The organism is Dickeya sp. NCPPB 3274 (genome assembly GCF_000406205.1).
Classification (GTDB): domain Bacteria; phylum Pseudomonadota; class Gammaproteobacteria; order Enterobacterales; family Enterobacteriaceae; genus Dickeya; species Dickeya fangzhongdai.
Genome location: NZ_CM001979.1, coordinates 4483170 through 4505917 on the forward strand (window position 1 = coordinate 4483170; position 22748 = coordinate 4505917).

Here is a 22748-nt window from a genome sequence, read left to right on the forward strand (position 1 = left end):
CCTCACGCCTTCACAGCCGGTTTAACGATCAGGTCGCTACCGGTTGCACCCGGGACCGCACCTTTAACCAGCAGCAGGTTGCGCTCAGCGTCAACACGTACTACGTCCAGGCTCTGAACGGTTACGCGCTCATTACCCAGCTGGCCTGCCATTTTCTTGCCTTTAAACACTTTGCCCGGAGTCTGGTTCTGACCGATAGAACCCGGAACACGGTGAGACAAGGAGTTACCGTGGGTAGCGTCCTGAGTGCGGAAGTTCCAGCGCTTAACGGTACCGGCGAAGCCTTTACCTTTAGAAGTACCGGTAACGTCTACTTTCTTAACGTCAGCGAAAATTTCAACGCTAATGTCCTGTCCTACAGCGAATTCTTCACCGTCAGCCAGACGGAATTCACGCAGAACGCGACCAGCTTCTACGCCAGCCTTAGCGAAGTGACCTGCTTCCGGTTTGGTTACACGGTTAGCTTTTTTAGCGCCGGTGGTGACCTGGACAGCACTGTATCCGTCGTTCTCCAGGTTTTTCACCTGAGTCACGCGGTTTGCTTCAATTTCGATTACGGTTACGGGGATAGAAACGCCGTCTTCAGTGAAGATGCGGGTCATTCCCACTTTTTTACCGACTAAACCAATCATTGTTTCAACCTCTCAATCGCTCAATGACCTGATTAACCCAGGCTGATCTGCACGTCTACACCGGCAGCCAGATCCAGACGCATCAGAGCATCAACGGTTTTCTCGGTTGGCTCAACGATGTCAACCAGACGCTTGTGAGTGCGGATTTCGTACTGATCGCGCGCGTCTTTGTTAACGTGCGGGGAGATCAGAACGGTAAAGCGCTCTTTGCGGGTCGGCAGCGGGATCGGACCACGGACCTGCGCACCAGTGCGCTTGGCAGTCTCGACGATTTCCGCGGTTGATTGATCGATCAGACGATGATCAAACGCTTTCAGGCGGATACGGATTCTTTGGTTCTGCATGAGACCAGAGCTCCAATTATTTTATAAACGGAAATAATTACTCCTCACACCCATTACGATTGATGGGGGAGTGTAATCGTCCAGTACATAACCCCCATATCGGGAGTATTGTTCGGCGGGTATCAGGTACCTGCCTCAGATTCATACGAATCGGGCTTACCATCTCAGGTAAGCCCGCGCATTATACGTAAATTTGCTCAGGAAGCAATCGAAAGTTCGAGGTGATGCTTTATTCACCAGCTAACGACTGGACAACGGTCGTATCGCAGCGAATGTCGGGTGGGGGAAAATCACTCTTCTTTCAATTGCGTTTGCAGGTAGTTTTGGATACCCAGACGCGCAATCAGCTCCAGTTCGGTTTCCAGCCAGTCAATGTGCTCTTCTTCATCAGCGAGCACCTCAATCATCAGATCACGACTGACATAATCCCTCACCGAGTCGGCATAGGAGATAGCCTCGCGTAAATCCCTTGCGCCTTCAAGTTCCAGCGCCAGGTCTGAACGCAGCATCTCTTCGATGTCTTCGCCGATATTGAGTTTGCCAAGATCCTGCAGATTAGGGACACCTTCCAGAAAAAGGATACGCTCGATATAACGATCCGCGTGTTTCATTTCGTCAATCGACTCATGATACTCATGATCGTTAAGACGTTTGAGTCCCCAGTTTTTGAACATGCGGGCATGAAGGAAATACTGGTTGATTGCAACCAGTTCGTTACCCAACAGTTTGTTCAGATGTGCAATGACTTTCTTATCGCCTTTCATGACTCTGCTCCTCCGCTCCAGTACTAAAAAGTGTAGAAGCGGCCAACACAGAGTCAAAAGAATGCCCTTATCACTTATGCGACTTTATACAATTCCGCATTTTTTGCTGTTTCTTCTTCCAGGATCAACCTGGCCTGACGGATGCATTTACCACACTCCGTCCCAACCGGCACAAATTGCTTCAATTGCTTCAGCGACTGGGGCTGATGCTGACGAACGACCTGTCGAATGACTTTGTCGGAAACGGCATTGCACAGACAGACATACATATGCGAATAACTCATTTTTTAACCAATTACACGCATTGTAAATAAGAATAGTTTGTATTTCAATTCTTCTCTAGAGAATAAAAAAAGGGTACCGAAGTACCCTTTTTCTTCATTTTAGCTATCGGCAATTAAGCGATAACTTTGGCAACCACGCCGGCGCCTACAGTACGGCCGCCTTCACGGATAGCGAAACGCAGACCGTCGTCCATCGCGATCGGCGCGATCAGGTTTACGACCATCTTGATGTTGTCGCCCGGCATTACCATTTCTACGCCTTCCGGCAGTTCGATGGTGCCTGTCACGTCAGTTGTACGGAAGTAGAACTGCGGACGGTAGCCTTTGAAGAACGGCGTGTGACGGCCACCTTCGTCTTTGCTCAGGATATACACTTCAGATTCGAACTGAGTGTGCGGCTTGATTGAGCCCGGTTTGGCCAGAACCTGACCACGCTCAACTTCATCACGCTTGGTACCACGCAGCAGAACACCCACGTTCTCGCCCGCACGGCCTTCGTCCAGCAGTTTGCGGAACATTTCAACACCAGTACAGGTGGTTTTCGTGGTGTCTTTGATACCCACGATTTCAACTTCTTCACCCACTTTGATGATGCCGCGCTCTACACGACCGGTTACTACGGTACCACGGCCGGAGATGGAGAATACGTCTTCGATCGGCAGCAGGAACGGCTTGTCAATCGCACGCTCCGGTTCCGGAATGTAGCTGTCCAGTGCTTCGGCCAGTTCGATGATTTTCGCTTCCCACTCGGCATCGCCTTCCAGCGCTTTCAGCGCGGAACCGCGGATAACCGGCGTGTCGTCGCCCGGGAAGTCGTACTGAGACAGCAGCTCGCGCACTTCCATCTCAACCAGTTCCAGCAGCTCTTCGTCATCAACCATGTCGCATTTGTTCAGGAACACGATGATGTACGGAACGCCTACCTGACGACCCAGCAGGATGTGCTCACGAGTCTGCGGCATCGGGCCGTCAGTCGCAGCAACTACCAGGATCGCGCCGTCCATCTGGGCAGCACCGGTGATCATGTTTTTCACGTAGTCGGCGTGTCCCGGGCAGTCAACGTGCGCGTAGTGACGAGTCGGGGTATCGTATTCAACGTGAGAGGTGTTGATGGTGATACCACGCGCTTTTTCTTCCGGCGCGTTATCGATCTGGTCGAATGCACGAGCCTGGCCACCGTAGGTTTTCGCCAGAACGGTAGTGATGGCAGCGGTCAGAGTGGTTTTACCATGGTCAACGTGGCCGATAGTACCGACGTTAACGTGCGGTTTTGTACGTTCAAATTTTTCTTTAGACACGGCTATATTCCTTACTCAAATGCTCTCCCCTGACGGAGAGAGCACGGGATCAATGTGTTGTTAAACCCGAATTACTTACCACGGGCTTCAATAACGGCCTGGGCAACATTGTTCGGCGCATCATCGTACTTCAGGAACTCCATAGAGTAAGAAGCACGACCTTTGGTCAGAGAACGCAGCTGGGTTGCGTATCCGAACATTTCAGACAGCGGAACTTCAGCGTGAATCACAACGCCAGTAACGTTGGATTCTTGACCACGCAGCATACCACGACGACGGCTCAGGTCACCGATGACGTCACCAGTGTTCTCTTCCGGCGTTTCTACTTCAACCTTCATGATCGGCTCAAGCAGAACAGGTTTCGCTTTACTGAACGCAGCCTTAAAGGCGATAGAAGCGGCCAGTTTAAACGCCAGCTCGGAGGAGTCAACGTCATGGTAAGAACCGAAGTGCAGACGCACGCCGAGATCAACTACCGGGAAGCCAGCCAGCGGACCGGCTTTCAGCTGTTCCTGGATGCCTTTATCAACGGCCGGGATGTATTCGCCAGGAATCACACCACCTTTGATATCGTTGACGAACTCGTAGCCTTTCGGATTCGAGCCCGGCTCCAGCGGGTACATGTCGATAACAACATGACCGTACTGACCACGACCACCAGACTGCTTGGCGTGTTTACCTTCAACATCGGTAACTTTAGCGCGAATCGCTTCGCGGTAAGCAACCTGCGGTTTACCAACATTCGCTTCCACGTTGAATTCACGCTTCATACGGTCAACGATGATGTCGAGGTGCAGTTCACCCATACCAGCGATGATGGTCTGGTTGGATTCTTCGTCAGTCCATACGCGGAAAGACGGGTCTTCCTTCGCCAGACGGCCCAGAGCCAGACCCATTTTTTCCTGGTCGGCTTTGGTTTTCGGTTCTACCGCGATGGAGATAACCGGTTCCGGGAATTCCATACGCTCCAGAATGATCGGGTTTTCCGGGTCACACAGGGTGTCACCGGTGATCACGTCTTTCAGACCGATCGCAGCTGCGATGTCGCCCGCGCGAACTTCTTTGATCTCTTCACGTTTGTTGGCGTGCATCTGAACGATACGACCAAAACGCTCACGCTCAGATTTTACTGAGTTCAGCACGGTGTCGCCGGAGTTAACCACACCGGAGTACACGCGGAAGAACGTCAGGTTACCCACAAACGGGTCGGTTGCGATTTTGAACGCCAGTGCAGAGAACGGCTCATCATCGCTAGCGTGACGCTCAGCCGGCGTATCTTTACCGTCGTCCAGCATACCGTTGATTGCCGGTACGTCAGTCGGAGCCGGCAGATAATCGATAACGGCATCCAGCATTGCCTGTACGCCCTTGTTCTTGAACGCGGAACCACAGGTAACCAGAATGATTTCGTTGTTCAGTACACGCTGACGCAATGCTTTCTTGATTTCTTCCTCGGTCAGCTCTTCGCCGCCCAGGTATTTTTCCATCAGCTCTTCAGACGCTTCTGCTGCAGACTCGATCAGGTTCTGATGCCATTCGTCAGCCAGATCCTGCATGTCGGCCGGAATATCTTCGTAAACGAAGGTAACGCCTTGGTCTGCTTCGTTCCAGTTGATGGCTTTCATTTTCACCAGGTCAACAACACCGGTGAAGTTTTCTTCTGCGCCGATAGCCAGCTGCAGCGGAACCGGGTTCGCACCCAGACGCGCTTTAATCTGGTCAACAACTTTCAGGAAGTTCGCGCCCATACGGTCCATTTTGTTAACGAACGCGATACGCGGAACTTTATATTTGTTTGCCTGACGCCATACGGTTTCAGACTGCGGCTGAACACCACCTACCGCACAGTAAACCATGACTGCGCCATCCAGAACACGCATGGAACGTTCTACTTCGATAGTGAAGTCAACGTGCCCCGGGGTGTCGATGATGTTGATACGGTGCGGTTCATACTGCTTAGCCATACCGGACCAGAAGGCAGTGGTCGCAGCGGAGGTAATAGTGATACCACGCTCCTGTTCCTGCTCCATCCAGTCCATGGTGGCGGCGCCATCATGAACTTCACCGATTTTGTGGTTCACACCGGTGTAGAACAGAATACGTTCAGTAGTAGTGGTCTTACCGGCGTCGATGTGTGCGCTGATACCGATGTTACGATAGCGCGCAATGGGTGTTGTACGAGCCATTTGTTTCCTCTATTCCTAGGGCGTTCAAAGTAGTAAACCCGGGCAGGTCAGCCTTTGAAGCGCCCGCCGGGTTATTAACGTCTACGCAGGGATTACCAGCGGTAGTGAGCGAACGCCTTGTTGGCTTCAGCCATACGGTGAACGTCTTCACGTTTCTTCACAGCAGTACCTTTGTTGTCTGCTGCATCAGAAAGTTCGTTCGCCAGGCGCAAAGCCATGGATTTATCACCGCGTTTACGAGCAGCTTCAACGATCCAACGCATAGCCAGAGCATTGCGACGAACCGGACGAACTTCAACTGGAACCTGATAAGTAGAACCACCAACACGGCGCGACTTAACTTCGACAGTCGGGCGCACGTTGTCCAGTGCTGCTTCAAAGGCTTCCAGATGGTCTTTACCAGAACGCTGAGCCAGGGTCTCCAGCGCGGTATAGACGATTGCTTCTGCAGTAGATTTTTTACCATCTACCATCAGGATATTGACAAATTTAGCCAGCAGTTCTGATCCGAACTTCGGATCCGGCAGAATTTTACGCTGACCAATGACGCGACGACGTGGCATGGAAATACTCCGTTGTTAATTCAGGATTGTCCAAAACTCTACGAGTTTAGTTTGACATTAAAGTTAAAACGTTTGGCCTTACTTAACGGAGAACCATTAAGCCTTGGGCTTCTTCACGCCGTATTTGGAACGGGATTGCTTACGGTCTTTAACACCAGAGCAGTCCAGCGCGCCGCGTACGGTGTGGTAACGCACACCTGGCAGGTCTTTAACACGACCGCCACGGATCAGGATCACGGAGTGTTCCTGCAGGTTATGACCTTCACCACCGATATAGGAGGTAACTTCAAAACCGTTAGTTAAACGAACACGACATACTTTACGCAGTGCGGAGTTCGGTTTTTTCGGGGTGGTGGTATATACACGAGTACATACGCCACGTTTCTGCGGGCAGGCTTCCAGCGCCGGAACGTTGCTTTTAGCAACCTTCAGGGAGCGCGGTTTGCGTACCAGCTGGTTAATTGTTGCCATTCAAAAAGCTCCTGGTTTTTGCTTCGTAAACACGTAATAAATCACCCCATACCAACACAGAGGCAAAGTATGAGGACGCAGAATTTTAGGGCTGGCCGGGTAAGGAGTCAAGAAATATACAAAAAGGCGAAATTACCAGGCCAGTTGCCGGGAATGCAGGGCAGTTAATTGCACAAATTCAGTATAGTCAATCAACACAATTGTGGTGGAAATTTGCGCAATCAACCCCCGAGCCTCAACATCCTCTTTCAGGGCATGCACTGTCGCGCCGGAGGATAACAGACGTTCGCCGCCGGGCGCGCCAGCCAGCGCGGCAATCACGCCGTCCTGCAGCAGCAGAATGGCGTCGCCATCGCCGACGTTGCGCAGCAGCGCATCCAGGTCGGTATGGTAAGGTGAGTGGGCCAGAGTATGCAGCATGGGGTCACCGATCAAAAGGTCAGGACGGTATCGTAAGTGTTCAGCGCAGCGCGTAGCGCATCGGCCGCCAGCGGCTCCACATCCAGCACCCAGCAGGTTTCCGCCGGGAGCCCGCGCTGACGCAGCGATGCCTCGCAGACATAGCAGCGTTCAACGTCATACAACGGCAGTACTCCGAAGGTGGCGATATAGTTACGCATCAGGATCAGATCCGGCCGCTGGTTTGGGAGAAGCTGGAACACGCCGTCAGCGATAAAGAAAACCCCGATATCCTCGGTCAGCGCCGACATCGCCAGCAAGGCGTCCAGCCCTTCCCGACCAGCAGACGAACCATGAGGCGCCTGGGTAAATACGAAAGCAACTCGCTTCATCTTATTTCCCTTCGGCTAAAACTGAACGACGCGATCGCAGCGCAGTACCGACTGCGACAGTTCGCCTAATCCGCTCAGGGTAAACCCCGGCTGGAGATTCGCCCCCGCCAGTTGCAACTGTTCCGCCTGCTGCGCGTCAGTCACGCCGCGACGCAGCGCCGCCGCCACGCACACATTGAGCTCCACCTGATGGGTCTGCGCCAGTTGCCGCCAGGCCCGGACCAGATCAAACTCGTCGCTGGCCGGCGCGGTAAGCTGGTTGGCGTTCAACACCCCTTCACGATAGAAGAAAACGCTCTGCAGCCGATACCCTTGCGCCAGCAAAGCCTGCGCGAACTGAAACGCGCTGCTGGCTTGCTGCGTGCCGTAGGCGGGCCCGGTCACCAGCAGGCAGTAACTCAGCATTAACGATCGTGCCCGCTGAAGTCGCCGCTCTTGAACTGACGGATATAGAGGTAGACGGTGTGCTTGGAAATATTCAGCCGGTCGGCTACCTGATTGATGGCGTCCTTGATATCAAAGATGCCTTTCTCATAGAGATTGAGCACAATCTGGCGGTTCTTGGCATTGTTGGAGACGTTGCGATCGGCGTTCACCTCTTCGATGGTGAACTCCAGCGTCTGCGCCACCAGCTCATCCACCGAAGACGCAAAGTTGACGGAAGATGCCACTTCCTTGATTTCAGGCGGCATGAAGGTTTGCATGATCTGCGAGAAGGGGACGTCGAGATTCATATTGATGCACAAAAGCCCGATCACGCGCTGTTCGCGGTTGCGGATAGCGATGGTTACCGACTTCATCAATACGCCGCTTTTGGCGCGGGTGAAATACGCTCGGGAAACGCTGCTGTCTTCACCTGCCATATCGTGCAGCATACGCAACGCCAGATCGGTAATGGGTGAGCCGATTTTCCGTCCGGTGTGCTCGCCATTGGCGATACGGACCGCCGAGCACTTCAGGTCGTCCAGCGAGTGCAGCACGATCTCGCAATGATCGCCGATCAGCATTGCCAGACCGTCGACCACAGCTTCATACGATTTCAGGATTTCATAATCCGTCTGCGTGAACGGACGCTGGTCCAGCAAATCAAGGTCATTGGATTCGCCAGTAACAAGCGAAGTAGACATGGCAGGCACCACCCTCAACGTCATTTATCATCGTATTGACAGGATTATCAGTCTATCAAATAACCCTTGCGTCGTCCTTTGTATTTCATGGACGGACCAGCGACACCTGTCTTAAGGTTGATTTAATTTACGCGGTTTAGAGTGCGACACATCATATTTCCCCGCATGGATGGCTATCCGCAATGTTTAAAATGTCTCGCCTCTCCCGCCCCGTCTGGAGCAGCTTTACCTATAATCTGGTGTTCGCGGCCTTCATTACCCTGATACAGAATATCGCCTACTACCGCCAGGTTTCGCATCTGGTCGCTATCAATACCTGGCGGGATGGATTATTCCTGGCCACCATGCCCGTCGTCATTTTCGCGGTACTGAATATCCTGTTCACCCTGCTGGCGATTTCCTGGCTGCGTCAGGGCGTGATCGCCCTGCTGCTGGTGGGCGGTGCGGCGGTACAATATTTCATGATCAACTACGGCATCATCATCGACCGCACCATGATGCAGAACGTGTTCGAAACCAACATGGCGGAATCGATGGCGCTGGTGACGCCGCAGTACCTGCTCTGGTTGACGCTGCTGGGCCTTGTTCCCGCGCTGGGCGCGCTGTGGGTTAAAATCAAACCGACGCCGTTAAGCTGGATAGCGATTGGCTCCCGCTGCTTCAGCATCCTGATGTCGATTGTCGCTATTCTGCTGGTCGCCACCTTTTTCTATAAGGATTACGCCTCGCTGATGCGAAATAATAAGGAGCTGGTGAAATCGCTGACCCCCAGCAATATTATTTTCGCCAACATCTCTTATTACCGTCATCACGCGCAAGCCAATTTACCGCTGGTGCAAATTGGGCTGGATGCGCATAAAAAGCCGCTGCCGAATGGCGATGCCAAAAAGAATCTGGTGATTCTGGTGGTGGGGGAAACCTCCCGTGCCGAGAACTTTTCACTCGGCGGCTACAGCAAACCCACCAACCCGCGGCTGGCCAACGATAATGTGGTCTACTTCAGTCAGACGGCGTCCTGCGGCACCTCCACCGGGGTTTCCGTTCCCTGTATGTTCTCCAACATGCCGCGCGCCGGCTACGATGAACAACTGGCCGCCCATCAGGAAGGATTGCTGGATGTGCTGCAGCACGCCGGCGTCAACGTTCGCTGGCAGGAGAACGACGGCGGCTGCAAAGGCGCCTGCGATCGCGTGCCGAGCACGGATATCACCGCGCTGAATCTGCCCGGTCAGTGCATTGATGGGGAATGCCATGACGAGGCATTGTTCAGCGGCGTCGAAGATTACATCAATCAGTTGAACAACGACGGCATCATTGTACTGCATACGATGGGCAGCCACGGGCCAGCCTATTACCAGCGCTATCCCGACGCCTTTCGAAAATTCACCCCAACCTGCGATACCAATCAGATCCAGACATGCTCGCGAGAATCATTAATCAATACTTACGATAATACGATTCTCTACGTAGACTATATTGTTGATAAGGCAATTAATGTCTTGAAAGAGCATCAGGATAAATTTAACACCGCTTTGGTTTATCTTTCCGACCACGGTGAGTCACTGGGCGAAGACGGGATTTACCTGCACAGCATGCCGTACGCGGTCGCGCCCACACAACAAACTCATATCCCGATGCTGATGTGGCTTTCCGGCGGCTATCAGCAACAGTTTTCCATCGACGACAGTTGCATGCGCAAGCAGGCCGGTCAGCAACGTTTTTCCCAGGACAATCTGTTCCATACCGTTCTGGGTATGTTTAACATTGCGACAGCGGAATATCAGGCGCCGCTTGATATTCTTCAACCGTGTCGGGGCACTTCATGAAACTTTTGATTGTTGAAGATGATACGTTGTTACAGGAAGGATTATTGCAGGCGATGCGCAACGAAGGGTATGTCTGCGATTGCGCTTCCACCGCCAAAGAAGCGGATGCCCTGATCACCAGCGCCCACTACAGCCTGGTGGTGCTGGATTTGGGGTTGCCGGATGAAGACGGCCTTACCCTGCTAAACCGCTGGCGGCGGAACCGCTACCAGCAACCAGTGTTAATCCTGACCGCCCGCGACACCGTGGACGATCGCGTTACCGGGCTGGACGTCGGCGCAGACGATTACATGATAAAACCCTTTGCGCTGAGCGAATTTCAGGCGCGGGTCCGCGCGCTGATCCGCCGCCATCAGGGATCCAGCGACAGCTGGATCCGGGTAGACAACATCACGCTCGATCTCAACAATCAACAGGTCATGCTGGACGATAAACCCATCGTCCTGACCCCCAAAGAGTTCGCCATTCTGTCCCGGCTGATCCTCAAGGCCGGTTCACAGGTACACCGCGAAGTGCTGCACCAGGACCTTTACAGCTGGGACGACGACCCCTCCTCCAATTCGCTGGAAGTGCATATCCACAACCTGCGGCAGAAGATCGGCAAAAATCGGATTAAGACCCTGCGCGGTTTCGGCTATCTGCTGACCAAAGGGGACCAGACATGAGGCTCATCCCCCGAAACCTTGCGGATCGCACCACCAGCATCAGGAAACAGCTGGTTCTGACACTCGGTTGCATCCTGTTAATTTGCCAGCTTATCAGCGTGTTTTGGTTATGGTTCGAGAGCAAAGAACAAATTCAGCTGCTGGTTAATCAGGCGCTGACCGCACAATCACACGAAGATGATATCCAGTTCGAGATTTATGAGGCGATAGCCGCGCTCAGTCTGCCGGGTCTGGTCATGGTTACCGCCACCTTATTAATATGCGCACAGGCCATCAGTCGTCTTACTCGCCCACTTACCGAGCTACAGCAGGAGTTGCAAAATCGGAGCGCCGAAAATCTGGAGCCGCTCCAGCAACAAAGCAATCTCACCGAAGTCGCGGCCGTCATCGCCAGCATGAACCAGCTGTTTACGCGTTTTAGCGAATCGCTGCGCCGCGACCGGCTCTTCGCCTCGAATGTCGCGCATGAGTTGCGCACCCCGCTGGCCGGCATCCGGCTAAGCCTGGAATTGCACGAGCAAGTGCACCATATCGACTGCCAGCCATTAATCAAACGCGTCGACCATCTGACTAAAACCATCGAACAGTTGCTGTTGCTGGCTCGGGTCGGGAACGAACTCGCCGCCGGCCACTACGAGTCAGTGTCTCTGGTTGACGATGTGATTACCCCAAAACAGGAAGAGCTGGAAGAAATGGCGACCCTACGTCACCAGCAGCTCGACTGGCAGTCGGACGCGCAAACCGGAACCGTACCGGGCAATGCTACGCTACTGCAGTTGCTGCTGCGCAATCTGGTGGAAAACGCCTACCGATACAGCCCGGAAAACAGCACCATTACCGTCAGGATCACCGACTATTCCAACGGCGGCTGTGAACTGGTCGTCGCGGACGAGGGACCGGGAATCAACGAGTCCCAGGTGGGAGAACTGACCAAAGCGTTTGTACGCATGGATACCCGCTACGGCGGTATCGGGCTCGGGTTGAGCATCGTGACCCGCATCGTGCAGTTGCACCACGGCGAGTTCTTTCTGGAAAACCGGCGTGACCGCACCGGGACGCAGGCCCGCGTCGTGTTCAAGCGCCACAGCAATGGCATCATCTGCTACGAGGACGGCGCCGGCTGACCGGTTCGTTCCTGTTCGCCCGTAGTTCGCCCGCAACATGCAGTTGCCGGGCATACGCAATACCATCGCCACCGCCTTCAGGGCAAAAAAATACCGCCGGCTCTGATGAGCAGGCGGTATCACCATCGCGCTGACGCCACCACCGGCGGCGGTCAGTCGATTACTGAGCGGCTTTCTTAGCCTTGTCGTCAGCCGGTTTTTCCGCTTTCGGCGCAGCGCCTTTAGCGTCGGCATCTGATTTGATGTCCAGCAGTTCGACTTCGAATACCAGCGTGGAGTTAGCCGGGATCCCCGGAACGCCCGCTTCGCCGTAAGCCAGTGCCGGCGGGATGACCAGCTTGATCTTGCCGCCTTTCTTCACATGCTTGAGGCCTTCGGTCCAACCCGGAATTACGCCGTCCAGACGGAAAGACAGCGGTTCGCCGCGTTTGTAGGAGTTGTCGAACTCGGAACCGTCAACCAGCGAACCTTTGTAGTTCACTACTACGGTATCGCTGTCTTTCGGCGCCGCGCCGGTCCCTTCCTTCTCTACCTGATAGAGCAGGCCGGACTCAGTTTTCTTCACGCCTTTTTCTTTGACGAAGGCATCACGGAATTTGGTGCCTTTATCCGCGTTGTCTTTGGCGTCCTGCTGCATTTTGGCCTGAGCGGCTTCTTTCACCCGGCCTTCAAACGACTGCAGGGTTTTCTCGATCTCTTCGTCAGACAACTTGCTCTTGTCGGCAAACGCGTCCTGCACACCCTGAATCAGCTGTTGCTTGTCCAGTTTGATGCCCAGTTTTTCCTGCTCTTTCAGGGAGTTGTCCATGTAGCGACCCAGCGACGCACCCAGTGCGTATGCTGCGGCTTCTTCATCGCTCTTGAATTTGCCCGCCGCCGCTTTCGCTGCGTCCGCTGCCGCTGGGGCAGAGGTTGCCGCCGCGGCATCAGTGGTCTTGGCCGCGTCCGCCGCCATAACACCCGTACTCAGCGCCAGTCCCATGGCTGCCGTCAGCAGTGTGACTTTAAACAGTGATTTCATCCATCTCTCCAACATTCGGAGCACCATGCCCCGGCAACATTAACATTTCGCCAGCTACTATAACGTTGCGCGCAAAGACAATACAACGACGCGCCGCACCGGATAGCGAAAAATTCTGAATGCCAGGATTTACGCCCGACGGCGCATGGTTTTGCTACCAGAACTTTCCGCTTTCTGACACACTCTGCGCACACTGCACGGGAGGAAATAAAGATGTCACTGTCAGCACTGGAACAACGGCTCGAATTACTGGAAAGTCGTCTGGCTTTTCAGGAGGTCACCATTGAGGAATTGAACCAGACCGTCGTGCAGCACGAACTGGAAATGGTCAGGCTGCGCGAACAGCTGCGGCTAATGACCGAAAAACTGCGGGCGACATCGCCATCGATGATTGCATCGCAGTCGGAAGAAACGCCGCCGCCGCATTATTAACCCAGTCGTCTAACCCAGTCGTCGCCTGACCGAACCCAGTCATCGCGTACCCCGGCCATCGTGACCCGCCGATCGCGACAAACTATGCCTTGCGCCACTGCCGCGGGCTGATGCCGAACCAGCGACGGAACGCGCGGGAAAAAGCACTGACCTCAGAGTAACCCAGCAGGAACGCCATCTCGGAAATCGACAGCTGGCGCTGCTGCAGATAGTGGGTCGCCATCTCGCACCGCACCTTCTCCACCAACTGGGTGAAAGTAATGCCTTCGTCTTTCAGCCGCCGCTGCAACGACCAGCTCGATAGACCGATATTTTCCGCTACCTCTTCCAGCGACGGCTCGCCCTGCGGCAACACCTGACGCAACCGGGCGCGCGCCATATCCACCACGCTCTGCTGGGGAACGTCGCTGTTCAGTCGGCGCAGGGAATCCTGCACCACCAGCAGCAACAGCGGATCATGATCCGGCATGGCTCGCATCAGGTCACGTTTGGGGATCAGCAGGGAATTGAACGGTTGATCGAAGTAAACCGGCGCGTCGAACGCCTTGCAGTGCTCATGCCACTGTTCAGGGCGAGGATGCTCAAAGTGCACTTCCCGCGGCGCCCAGTTTTTGCCCGCCGCATGACGAATCAGGTTCAACATCATCCCCAGCGTCAGTTCCGCATCCTGACGGCAGTGCAGGATGGCGCCATGACGCACCTGATAGTCGAAGCGCCAGCAATCGCCCTTGTCCACCAGCCGGATCAACGTATCGTGCTGATGAAAGGGGAAGGCATTGACTACGTTATGCAATGCCTGCTCCAGAGTGGCACTGCATAACCCAACATAGCCTATCAACCCCAGCGACTGCGGCTTGAACTGCCGGCCGTAATGCAACCCGAAATTATCGCAATCCGAATAGCGGGCGGCCTCCTCCAGCACCCGGCAGTAATTCACCAGCCCGACACTGAGCGTCGGGCACGCCAGCAGTTCAGGGTTGATGCCGCTGATGCCCAGAATGCGGTCCGCATCACCGCCTTTTTCACCGATAAAATCGGTCAGGCCCGATGCGGCGGCGGCCAGAACGCCCCGGTGCCCGATAGGCAACCCGGCGACCGGCGGCAGCCGAAAAGACGTGGTTTCCATGATTCCTGCCTCACACACAACCGACGAAATATCATAGACCTGCAATTTCCATACCATTCACAAGCCACTGATTTAGCTGGTGTCGTAAGACAGAGCGGCACCACGGCGATCCCACGGTGCGCTGTTGTGGTGCAGTTGCCGCGACGATCGGCTCAGGCGCCGACCGGCAGCGCTTCGTTGTCCAGATAGCGACGACACAACCGCACGGTGTGATCGCTCCAGTCCGCTCCCAGGCCGATCGCCTGCTCGGTTTGGCTATGGGAGCCCGCCCAAGCCATCAACTGGATACGGCGCTGGATCAACAGCGACGGGATCACCGCCCGATCCGCCTCACTAAGCGGGCATACGCGCTGATAGCCGCTAAGCCAGCCTTCTACCCACGCGGGCGCGCTGGGGTGATGCTCCACGAAACTGATCGCCGCCGCTAAATCGTGCAGATACCAGCTGAAGCCGCAATCGTCAAAATCGATCACCCGGGTTTCGCCGTTCAGCAACAGCAGGTTGGTCAGGCGCAAATCCGCGTGAATCAGGCCATAACGCTGGCTGTCTTTGCCGTAGTGCGTTAACGCGTCGCGCACCTGCGCCAACGTTTCCTCGATGATGCCGTGATCTTCCACTTTCAGGTTGGGCGCGTCCTGCCAACGCCCCCAGTGACCGTGCGCCCCCACCATGGTGTCGTGGTCCCAGACCAGACGACGAAAGCCGGTCGGGCGCGACCAGCGGCGACTATGCTGATGCAACCGGGCAGTGATCACGCCCAGTTGTTCAAAGGCGGCGGCATCAACTGCCGTGGTCGGCATCTCGCCTTCAATCCAGTGAAACAGCACGACATTGCGCACCGTGCCATCCGCCATCGTCACCGTTTGCACCGTTTCGCCATCCAGCCCGGTCAGCGCCTGCGGCACCGTGATCCCTTCTTCCCGCAACGCATCCAGCCAGGCCAGTTCGCCGGCAATATCCTCGCGCTGATGATAGCCAGGCCGATGAATGCGCATCGCGTAACGTTTACCGCCCGCGACCAGCCGATAGGTGGCGTTTTCCGAACGGCACAGCAGGGTGAGCTGCCCCTGCAATGCAAGCGGGTAACGTGTCATGGCCAGCGCGGCCAGTTGGTCCAGGGTGGTGTTATCAAGGGTATCGTACTGTTCTGCCATGTCCTGTTCTGCCATACGTGTTATCTCATCCAAAGAGGGCCAGACCGGGTGATGTCCGAGCGATAGGGCGTCGCCCGGCTCTCAGGATGTGATCACTCCCGTTACGATGCTTGACGTCGCAATGCCGCAAATTGACCGTACGCGACACCGCCCGGTCGAATTCCCCCGGTTTGACCGCAGAGCGCAAAAATCTCCGTGCGGATGTCAAGTCGCCGGCTGACCGTCAGCGGCATTATCGAAACATGCGGACCTAGCGGGCGTGCCCGTCGCAGACAAGAGCAAAGGTTGTTACAACCCGATGGTTTTTATAACTAACTGATTCTTATAAATAGGGGTGATGAAAACCGGCTGTTTTCATCCCGCGTCTTGTAGGGGAGAGCGTCATGACAATGCAGTTAAAACCCACCCTGGGTACGCTTCATCTGTGGGGTATTGCCGTCGGCCTGGTGATTTCCGGCGAGTACTTTGGCTGGAGCTACGGCTGGGGCGTGGCGGGAACGCTGGGCTTTCTCGTCACCACCCTGATTATCGCCGCCATGTATACCTGCTTTATTTTCAGTTTTACCGAGCTGACCACCGCCATTCCTCACGCCGGCGGCCCGTTCGCTTACAGCCGTCGCGCCTTTGGCGAAACCGGCGGCCTGATTGCCGGCATGGCGACCCTGATCGAGTTCGTCTTCGCCCCGCCGTCGATCGCGATGGCTATCGGCGCTTACCTCAACGTGCAGTATCCGTCGCTGGATCCGCGCTACGCGGCCACCGGGGCTTATCTAATCTTCATGACGCTGAATATTCTGGGCGTGAAACTGGCGGCGATGTTCGAACTGTTCGTCACCGTGTTGGCGGTCATTGAGCTACTGGTGTTCATGGGCGTGGTGGCGCCGGGTTTCAGCATCAGCCACTTTGTCGCCAACGGCTGGGCCGGCAGCGATAATTTCGGCAGCCCGGCTATCTCCGGCATCTTCGCCGCCATTCCTTTCGCTATCTGGTTCTTTCTGGCGATTGAAGGCGCCGCCATGGCCGCCGAGGAAGCCAAAGACCCGCAGCGCACCATCCCCAAAGCCTACATCAGCGGCATCATCACGCTGGTGGTGCTGGCGCTCGGGGTCATGATTATGGCTGGCGGCGTGGGCGACTGGCGCACCCTGTCCAACATCAACGACCCATTGCCGCAGGCGATGAAAGCCGTGGTGGGTGAAAACTCCGGCTGGATGCACATGCTGGTGTGGATCGGGCTGTTCGGGCTAATCGCCAGTTTCCACGGCATCATCCTCGGCTATTCCCGCCAGTTCTTCGCGCTGGCCCGCGCCGGTTACCTGCCCGCCGGTCTGGCGAAGCTGTCCCGTTTTCAGACGCCGCACCGCGCCATTCTGACCGGCGGCGTGATTGGCATCGCCACTATCTTTAGCGACAGCTGGATCAACCTGCAGGGGATGAGCCTGACCGCCGCGATGATCACCATGGCGGTGTTCGGCGCCAACGTGATGTACATGATGAGTATGCTGAGTCTGTTCCGCCTGCGTCGTACCGAACCGGGCCTGCATCGGACTTTCCATGCGCCGGGCTATCCAATCATCCCGGCAATCGCGCTGGCGCTGTCCGTGGTGTGCCTGATAGCCATGCTGTGGTTTAACCCGGTGATTGGCGGCTTGTTCATCGTGCTGATGCTGACGGGCTACAGCTATTTCCTGATGACGCGCGCCCAGCGCGACAATGCCCCGCAGGATGCGATGCTGATGGGAAAAGAGTGACCGGCTTCGCTGACTGATACCGTTTCAACGCCTCCCGACCGGGGGGCGTTTGGTTTTCACGATGATTTGGTTTTCATGATTATTTAGTTTTTATGATGGACTGCTTTGCCCTGACGGGTACACAACGTGTAAACGAGTATGACTGAACCGCACCGGCCTGATTTATCCGCCCAACCCACCTACCCAGGCTGTTTTTATCAGAACGTGCTCTTCGCAAAACAAAAAAGACACATTAATTAAACAAAAAATCAACCAGCCTGTTTTTTCACCATTACTCACCGCAAACACATAAATTATATTTATATTTATTGCCAACACATCCTTACAACTCGCCTTCCAAAAAGGGATGCAACGACATCCCTCCACCACAAGAATAAATAACACTTAACTGTAACCGACTGTGGGTAGCGATGTGCCCACACGGAAAAACACATTCGGATGATGCTCACATCAATCATGACACCACCATCACTCAGCAAGGGAGTCGCTAATGAATGCATTAACTCGTCGAAACTTTATGGCGTTTACTGTCGGTGGAACCGTCGCGCTGGCCGCCGGTAAGCTACATGCGCAAGACAACGCCATTCCGTGGACCGGCAACGGCCAGGGCGGCAATGACCCCGGCCCGCAAAACCCGCTGCGGCAAGCGCAGAACCCGGACCTGGTCAACCCGCCGTTGACCGACAACGGTACCCTGCCTAACCTGCGTTTTTCTTTTAGCGACGCACACATACGCAAAGGCAGCGGCGGCTGGACGCGCCAGGTGACGCAGCGAGAACTGGGAATCTCCACCACCATCGCCGGCGTTGATATGCGCCTCAACGCCGGCGGCATCCGTGAACTGCACTGGCACAAAGAAGGCGAATGGGCTTATATGCTGTACGGCAACGCCCGCATCACCGCCATCGACGCCGAGGGACGCTGGTTTGTCGACGATCTGGGCGTCGGCGACTTATGGTACTTCCCGCCGGGCGTACCGCACTCGATTCAGGGGCTGGGTCCGGACGGCTGTGAATTTCTGCTGGCGTTTGACAGCGGTAACTTCGACGAAGACAGTACCTTTTTACTTAGCGACTGGTTCAAACATGTACCGCCGGAGGTGCTGGCAAAAAACTTCGGCGTACCGGTAGACACCTTCAGCCATCTGCCCAGCCCGTCCGAAGAGTATATTTTTGCCGCGCCGGTGCCGGGGTCGATCGACAAAGGCGCATTTGGCGGCGCCAGTCAGGTTGCCACCCCATTCAGTCACCGCATGCTGGCGCAAACCCCCATCAAGATGAAGGGTGGCACGGTACGCATCACCGACTCTTCGGTGTTCAAGGTGTCCAAAACCATCGCCGCCGCACTGGTGGAGCTGGAGCCCGGCGCGATGCGGGAGCTGCACTGGCACCCCAACAATGACGAATGGCAATACTATCTCGAAGGGGAAGGACGGATGGGGGTATTTGCCTCGTCCGGGCAGGCACGAACGTTCGATTTTCGGGCCGGCGACGTCGGTTATGTGCCGTTCGCTATGGGGCACTATGTGGAGAACACCGGCACCACGCCACTACGCTTTCTGGAACTGTTCAAGAGCGACCACTACGCGGACATTTCCCTGAATCAATGGCTGGCGCTCACGCCGCCCACACTGGTGGAGCAGCACCTGCATCTGAACGACACGTTCATGCGTTCGCTGCAAAAAACCAAAGCGCCGATCGTGCCCTGATAACCCCCTGTCACACAAAAGAAAAAGGCCGCAAACGCGGCCTTTTCGGGGAAGGGCAAATCAGTGGTGGCAACCGCAGCCGCCGTTACCGCCGCAACCGCCTTTACCGTGGTCATGATCGTGGTCGTGATCATGGCCGCCGCAGCAACCGTCGTGATCGTGGTCATGATCGTGCGCGCCGTGTACATGGCCGTGCGCCAGTTCTTCTTCCGTCGCTTCGCGGATAGCGACCACTTCCACGTTGAACTTCAGGTTCTGACCCGCCAGCATGTGGTTGCCGTCAACCACGACGTGATCGTCCTGCACTTCGGTGATTTCTACCGGCACCGGCCCCTGATCGGTATCGGCCAGGAAACGCATGCCGACCTGCAGCTCGTCCACGCCGACAAACACGTCTTTCGGCACGCGCTGAACCAGATTGTCATCATATTCGCCGTAGGCATCGTTAGCGCCGACGCTGACGTCAAAACGCTCGCCCACATCGCGGCCTTCCAGCGCTTTTTCCAGACCGGAAATCAGCGAGCCGTGACCATGCAGATAGTCCAGCGGTGCGCTCACCGGAGACTCATCAACCAATACACCATCTTCCGTACGTACCTGATAGGCCAGGCTGACCACCAGGTCTTTTGCTACTTTCATGATATCTCCTAGCGTTGGAAATCGATTTTGCGCAAATTGTAGCGGAAAAACGTCCCCATGTACTGTCCGGGATAAAAAAACTGTCCGCGATAAACTATCCCGGCAACGCTGGCCGGCAGCAATGACGTCAGGCTTCTGTCGCCCTATTCCGGGCGAAACATACCGATGATTTCGCCGGCAGGCGGGGTGGCGGCTTTGGGCGGCGTTTCCGACTGGCTCTGCTGATAACCGCAGTGCACGCACACCACCACCTCATCGTCGCCCTCGCGCCCCACCGCCAGCGTATCCTGCGAGTGGCACTTCGGGCACACCGCCCCGGCAATAAAACGTTTCCGCATGGTTGCCCTCCGGCTCCCTCTCTTGATGGTCTGCATTCGCGGCATACCGCGGTACGCCGCAAACGCGCCTAGTGTTCGTCCCAGTCGTCCGGTCGACGTCGCTCACGCAGCATTTCGCGCTCGAAGATATCCTCCAGCTCGCGGCGGGCTTCCTTGACGCGGGAAATCTGCGCCACATCGCCTTTGCGCTGCGGCATCAGCTCACGCAGCATGCGCATATCGAGCCGCCGGAAATGCTGTTGCGCCCGGTAAGCCTGATGGGGATGCATCCCTAATGAGATCAGCGTCTTGCGGCCCAGTTCCAGCGCACTGGAGAAGGTTTCGCGCGAGAACTGCGTCACGCCGACCTGCAAAAACTCGTGCGCCTCCACACGGCCGCGCGCACGGGCCAGAATCTCCAGTTGAGGGAAATGCTGCTGGCACAGATGCACGATGGTCATCGCGTCTTCCGGCTCATTACACGTAATCACGATGGACTGAGCCTGTGCCGCGCCGGCGGCTCGCAGCAACTCCAGCTCGGTGGCGTCGCCGTAATAGACCTTGTAGCCGTAGCTGCGCATCAGGCTGACGGCGCTGATATCGCGCTCCAGCACGGTGATGCGCATTTTGTTGGCCATCAGCAAACGGGCAATCACCTGCCCGAAACGACCGAATCCCACCACGATCACCTGCGGTTCATCGTTTTCCACGTACGGCGTTTCGTCCGGCTCTTCCTGCGCATTGAAACGGCGCACCAGAATACGGTCGATCAACTGCATCAGGATCGGCGTCACCATCATCGACAGGGTCACCGTCACCAGCAGCAGCGGCAACTGCGCCCCCTTCAGCACTTTGTGGGTGGCGGCGGAGGAAAACAGCACAAAGGCGAACTCCCCGCCCTGACTCAACACCCCGGCGAACTGCAGGCGCTCGGAGGAACGCAGCCCGTACAACCGCGCCAGCAGGTACAGGATCAAGCCTTTCGCCACCACCAGAATCGCCACGCCCGCCAACACCATCAGGATATTGGCGTACAACACGCCGAGATTGAGCGACATCCCTACCGAAATGAAGAACAGCCCCAGCAACAGCCCCTTGAATGGCTCAATGGAGATTTCCAACTCATGGCGGTATTCGCTTTCCGCCAGCAAGACGCCGGCAATAAAGGTACCGAGCGCCATCGACAGCCCCAGCGCGTCCATGAACAGCGCGGAGCCCAGCACCAGCAACAGCGCGGCGGCGGTAAACACTTCCCGCACGCCCGAGGCGGCGATAAAGCGGAACAGCGGACGCACCAGATAACGGCCGCCAATCAGCATGCCGCCGAACGCCACCACCTTCAGCACGACCTGACGCCAGTCATCCAGCTCTCCCTGCACGCCCGCCATCACCGGAATCAGCGCCAACGCCGGGATCACCGCCAGGTCCTGAAACAGCAGCACAGAGAAACCGAGCTGGCCGGACTCGTTGCGGTTCATGCCTTTTTCGCGCATCAGTTGCAACGCGATGGCGGTGGAAGACATCGCCAGTCCAATACCGCCAATCAGCGCCGCCTGCCAGGAAAACTGGCTCAGATACAGCACGCCGCCCAGCAGCGCGGCGCTCAACAGCACCTGCGCCGCGCCGGTGCCGAAAATAGAGCGCCGCAGCCGCCACAGCTTGGCCGGGTCCAGTTCCAGGCCGATGATAAACATCAGGAACACCACGCCCAGCTCGGAAAAATGCAGGATGGCTTCCACATCACGAATGAAGCCCAGCCCCCACGGACCGATGGCGATACCGGCCAGCAAATACCCCAGCACCGCGCCGATTCCCAAACGGGCGGCAATCGGCACCATCAGCACGGCAACAAACAGAAACAGCACGCCGGCATTCAGCAAAGAAGAGGTTTCCATGTGCTAGGATTCTCCACGCGGAAATGGCGACGCCAGCCAATCGCCGTAGGCTCTGGCATGTTCTTGCAATACATCCGGCGGCAGGCGCCGGGCCCAGTAAATCACCAGCGGCGACAGCCAGTGCATGTGGCACATGGTCGCCGTCATTTCAAACGGTCTCAATACGTCATCCATCGTGTAACGATTCACACCCGAAGACCGGTAAGCGTCTTGCTGCTCGCCGGTCGTCACCACCGATCGCCAGTATTTTCCGGCCAGCGCATTACCGCCGACCCCGTTGGCAAAGCCGCGGGTCAGCACCCGATCCAGCCACTCTTTCAACAAAGCCGGGCAACTGTAGGTATAAAGCGGATGCTGAAACACGATCAGCTGATGCTCACGCAGCAACTGCTGCTCATGATGAATATCGATAAAAAAATCAGGATAGTGCGCGTAAAGATCGTGCACAGTGACATGCCCGAGCTGGCGGGCTGATTGTAATAACAGCTTATTCGCGACCGAATCCTGGGATTCCGGATGGGCAAACAGCAGCAAAATTTTTGGTGGCTGCGACATCATTCCCCTCCAAAGCGTCGTCATTGCAGGTATTTTCGGCTACCATGCTGCGCAGCAATACAACAGGACACGGCA

The 22748-nt window shown here is 55.9% G+C and carries 25 protein-coding genes; 6 read left to right on the forward strand and 19 right to left on the reverse strand.

What is annotated here, in order from left to right; translation table 11 throughout:
- Positions 1-2 precede the first annotated feature (2 nt).
- The 12 genes from rplC to DXX3274_RS20085 form a co-directional block, all read right to left on the reverse strand.
- The gene (gene rplC, locus DXX3274_RS20030) at positions 3-632 is read right to left on the reverse strand and encodes a 50S ribosomal protein L3 (protein WP_042861316.1); all 630 of its coding nucleotides are present in this window, start codon (positions 630-632) and stop codon (positions 3-5) included.
- A gap of 32 nt (positions 633-664) precedes the next feature.
- Positions 665-976, reverse strand: coding sequence for a 30S ribosomal protein S10 (gene rpsJ, locus DXX3274_RS20035; protein ID WP_001181005.1), 312 nt, complete (start codon positions 974-976; stop codon positions 665-667).
- A gap of 290 nt (positions 977-1266) precedes the next feature.
- Entirely contained in the window at positions 1267-1740 is a 474-nt protein-coding gene (gene bfr, locus DXX3274_RS20040) for a bacterioferritin (protein ID WP_042861317.1), read from the reverse strand.
- Between the two features lie 74 nt (positions 1741-1814).
- Positions 1815-2009: a bacterioferritin-associated ferredoxin gene (gene bfd, locus DXX3274_RS20045; RefSeq protein ID WP_013319705.1), complete on the reverse strand. Its 195-nt coding sequence runs from the start codon at positions 2007-2009 to the stop codon at positions 1815-1817.
- Between the two features lie 128 nt (positions 2010-2137).
- Complete coding sequence (gene tuf, locus DXX3274_RS20050) at positions 2138-3322, reverse strand: elongation factor Tu (RefSeq protein ID WP_012882957.1); 1185 nt, start codon at positions 3320-3322, stop codon at positions 2138-2140.
- Between the two features lie 71 nt (positions 3323-3393).
- Complete coding sequence (gene fusA / locus DXX3274_RS20055; RefSeq protein ID WP_042861318.1) at positions 3394-5508, reverse strand: elongation factor G; 2115 nt, start codon at positions 5506-5508, stop codon at positions 3394-3396.
- Between the two features lie 92 nt (positions 5509-5600).
- Positions 5601-6071: a 30S ribosomal protein S7 gene (gene rpsG, locus DXX3274_RS20060; RefSeq protein ID WP_013319707.1), complete on the reverse strand. Its 471-nt coding sequence runs from the start codon at positions 6069-6071 to the stop codon at positions 5601-5603.
- Between the two features lie 96 nt (positions 6072-6167).
- Positions 6168-6542, reverse strand: a complete 375-nt coding sequence (gene rpsL / locus DXX3274_RS20065) for a 30S ribosomal protein S12 (protein ID WP_012768095.1) — start codon at positions 6540-6542, stop codon at positions 6168-6170.
- A 132-nt stretch (positions 6543-6674) separates the two neighbouring features.
- Complete coding sequence (tusB, locus tag DXX3274_RS20070; protein ID WP_038665050.1) at positions 6675-6962, reverse strand: sulfurtransferase complex subunit TusB; 288 nt, start codon at positions 6960-6962, stop codon at positions 6675-6677.
- 11 nt (positions 6963-6973) lie between these two features.
- On the reverse strand, positions 6974-7333 hold the full coding sequence (gene tusC, locus DXX3274_RS20075; protein WP_042861319.1) for a sulfurtransferase complex subunit TusC: 360 nt from the start codon (positions 7331-7333) through the stop codon (positions 6974-6976).
- Between the two features lie 15 nt (positions 7334-7348).
- A complete protein-coding gene (tusD, locus tag DXX3274_RS20080; protein ID WP_038665046.1) occupies positions 7349-7738 on the reverse strand; it encodes a sulfurtransferase complex subunit TusD in 390 nt (129 codons plus the stop codon).
- Entirely contained in the window at positions 7738-8460 is a 723-nt protein-coding gene (locus DXX3274_RS20085; RefSeq protein WP_013319711.1) for a transcriptional regulator, read from the reverse strand. The genes tusD and DXX3274_RS20085 overlap by 1 nt, the downstream gene beginning before the upstream one ends.
- Before the next feature lie 182 nt (positions 8461-8642).
- Here DXX3274_RS20085 and eptA point away from each other — a divergent pair, with 182 nt between their 5' ends.
- Genes eptA through pmrB form a run of 3 tightly spaced genes read left to right on the forward strand, consistent with a single transcriptional unit; the run spans position 8643 to position 12075 of the window.
- Complete coding sequence (gene eptA / locus DXX3274_RS20090) at positions 8643-10286, forward strand: phosphoethanolamine transferase EptA (RefSeq protein WP_042861320.1); 1644 nt, start codon at positions 8643-8645, stop codon at positions 10284-10286.
- Entirely contained in the window at positions 10283-10951 is a 669-nt protein-coding gene (gene pmrA, locus DXX3274_RS20095) for a two-component system response regulator PmrA (protein WP_013319713.1), read from the forward strand. The genes eptA and pmrA overlap by 4 nt, the downstream gene beginning before the upstream one ends.
- The gene (pmrB, locus tag DXX3274_RS20100; RefSeq protein WP_042861322.1) at positions 10948-12075 is read left to right on the forward strand and encodes a two-component system sensor histidine kinase PmrB; all 1128 of its coding nucleotides are present in this window, start codon (positions 10948-10950) and stop codon (positions 12073-12075) included. The genes pmrA and pmrB overlap by 4 nt, the downstream gene beginning before the upstream one ends.
- A 160-nt stretch (positions 12076-12235) precedes the next feature.
- Here the strand turns inward: pmrB and fkpA are convergent, their stop codons facing one another.
- The gene (gene fkpA, locus DXX3274_RS20105; protein ID WP_042861323.1) at positions 12236-13096 is read right to left on the reverse strand and encodes an FKBP-type peptidyl-prolyl cis-trans isomerase; all 861 of its coding nucleotides are present in this window, start codon (positions 13094-13096) and stop codon (positions 12236-12238) included.
- 213 nt (positions 13097-13309) lie between these two features.
- Between fkpA and DXX3274_RS20110 the strand changes: the two genes are divergently transcribed.
- Positions 13310-13528 (forward strand): protein SlyX, encoded by a 219-nt coding sequence (locus tag DXX3274_RS20110; protein ID WP_038665031.1) that lies wholly within the window; start codon positions 13310-13312, stop codon positions 13526-13528.
- Positions 13529-13610: 82 nt separating this feature from the next.
- Here the strand turns inward: DXX3274_RS20110 and DXX3274_RS20115 are convergent, their stop codons facing one another.
- Together DXX3274_RS20115 and DXX3274_RS20120 are read right to left on the reverse strand one after the other, a co-directional pair.
- Positions 13611-14654 carry an AraC family transcriptional regulator gene (locus DXX3274_RS20115; protein ID WP_042861324.1) on the reverse strand — a complete coding sequence of 348 codons (1044 nt, stop codon included), beginning with the start codon at positions 14652-14654 and terminating at the stop codon, positions 13611-13613.
- Between the two features lie 152 nt (positions 14655-14806).
- A complete protein-coding gene (locus tag DXX3274_RS20120) occupies positions 14807-15823 on the reverse strand; it encodes a phosphotransferase enzyme family protein (protein ID WP_042861325.1) in 1017 nt (338 codons plus the stop codon).
- Between the two features lie 368 nt (positions 15824-16191).
- On the opposite strand from DXX3274_RS20120, the gene eat reads away from it, so the two are divergent.
- Positions 16192-17559, forward strand: a complete 1368-nt coding sequence (eat, locus tag DXX3274_RS20125; RefSeq protein WP_039692912.1) for an ethanolamine permease — start codon at positions 16192-16194, stop codon at positions 17557-17559.
- Between the two features lie 490 nt (positions 17560-18049).
- Positions 18050-19267 (forward strand): oxalate decarboxylase family bicupin, encoded by a 1218-nt coding sequence (locus tag DXX3274_RS20130; RefSeq protein WP_042861326.1) that lies wholly within the window; start codon positions 18050-18052, stop codon positions 19265-19267.
- Between the two features lie 60 nt (positions 19268-19327).
- Here DXX3274_RS20130 and slyD read toward each other — a convergent pair whose 3' ends face one another.
- The 4 genes from slyD to kefG form a co-directional block, all read right to left on the reverse strand.
- Positions 19328-19906 (reverse strand): peptidylprolyl isomerase, encoded by a 579-nt coding sequence (slyD, locus tag DXX3274_RS20135; RefSeq protein ID WP_042861327.1) that lies wholly within the window; start codon positions 19904-19906, stop codon positions 19328-19330.
- Between the two features lie 143 nt (positions 19907-20049).
- Entirely contained in the window at positions 20050-20244 is a 195-nt protein-coding gene (locus tag DXX3274_RS20140; RefSeq protein ID WP_038920410.1) for a YheV family putative zinc ribbon protein, read from the reverse strand.
- A 68-nt stretch (positions 20245-20312) separates the two neighbouring features.
- Complete coding sequence (kefB, locus tag DXX3274_RS20145; RefSeq protein ID WP_042861328.1) at positions 20313-22118, reverse strand: glutathione-regulated potassium-efflux system protein KefB; 1806 nt, start codon at positions 22116-22118, stop codon at positions 20313-20315.
- A gap of 3 nt (positions 22119-22121) precedes the next feature.
- Positions 22122-22673, reverse strand: coding sequence for a glutathione-regulated potassium-efflux system ancillary protein KefG (gene kefG, locus DXX3274_RS20150; protein ID WP_038665004.1), 552 nt, complete (start codon positions 22671-22673; stop codon positions 22122-22124).
- Between the last annotated feature and the right edge of the window lie 75 nt (positions 22674-22748).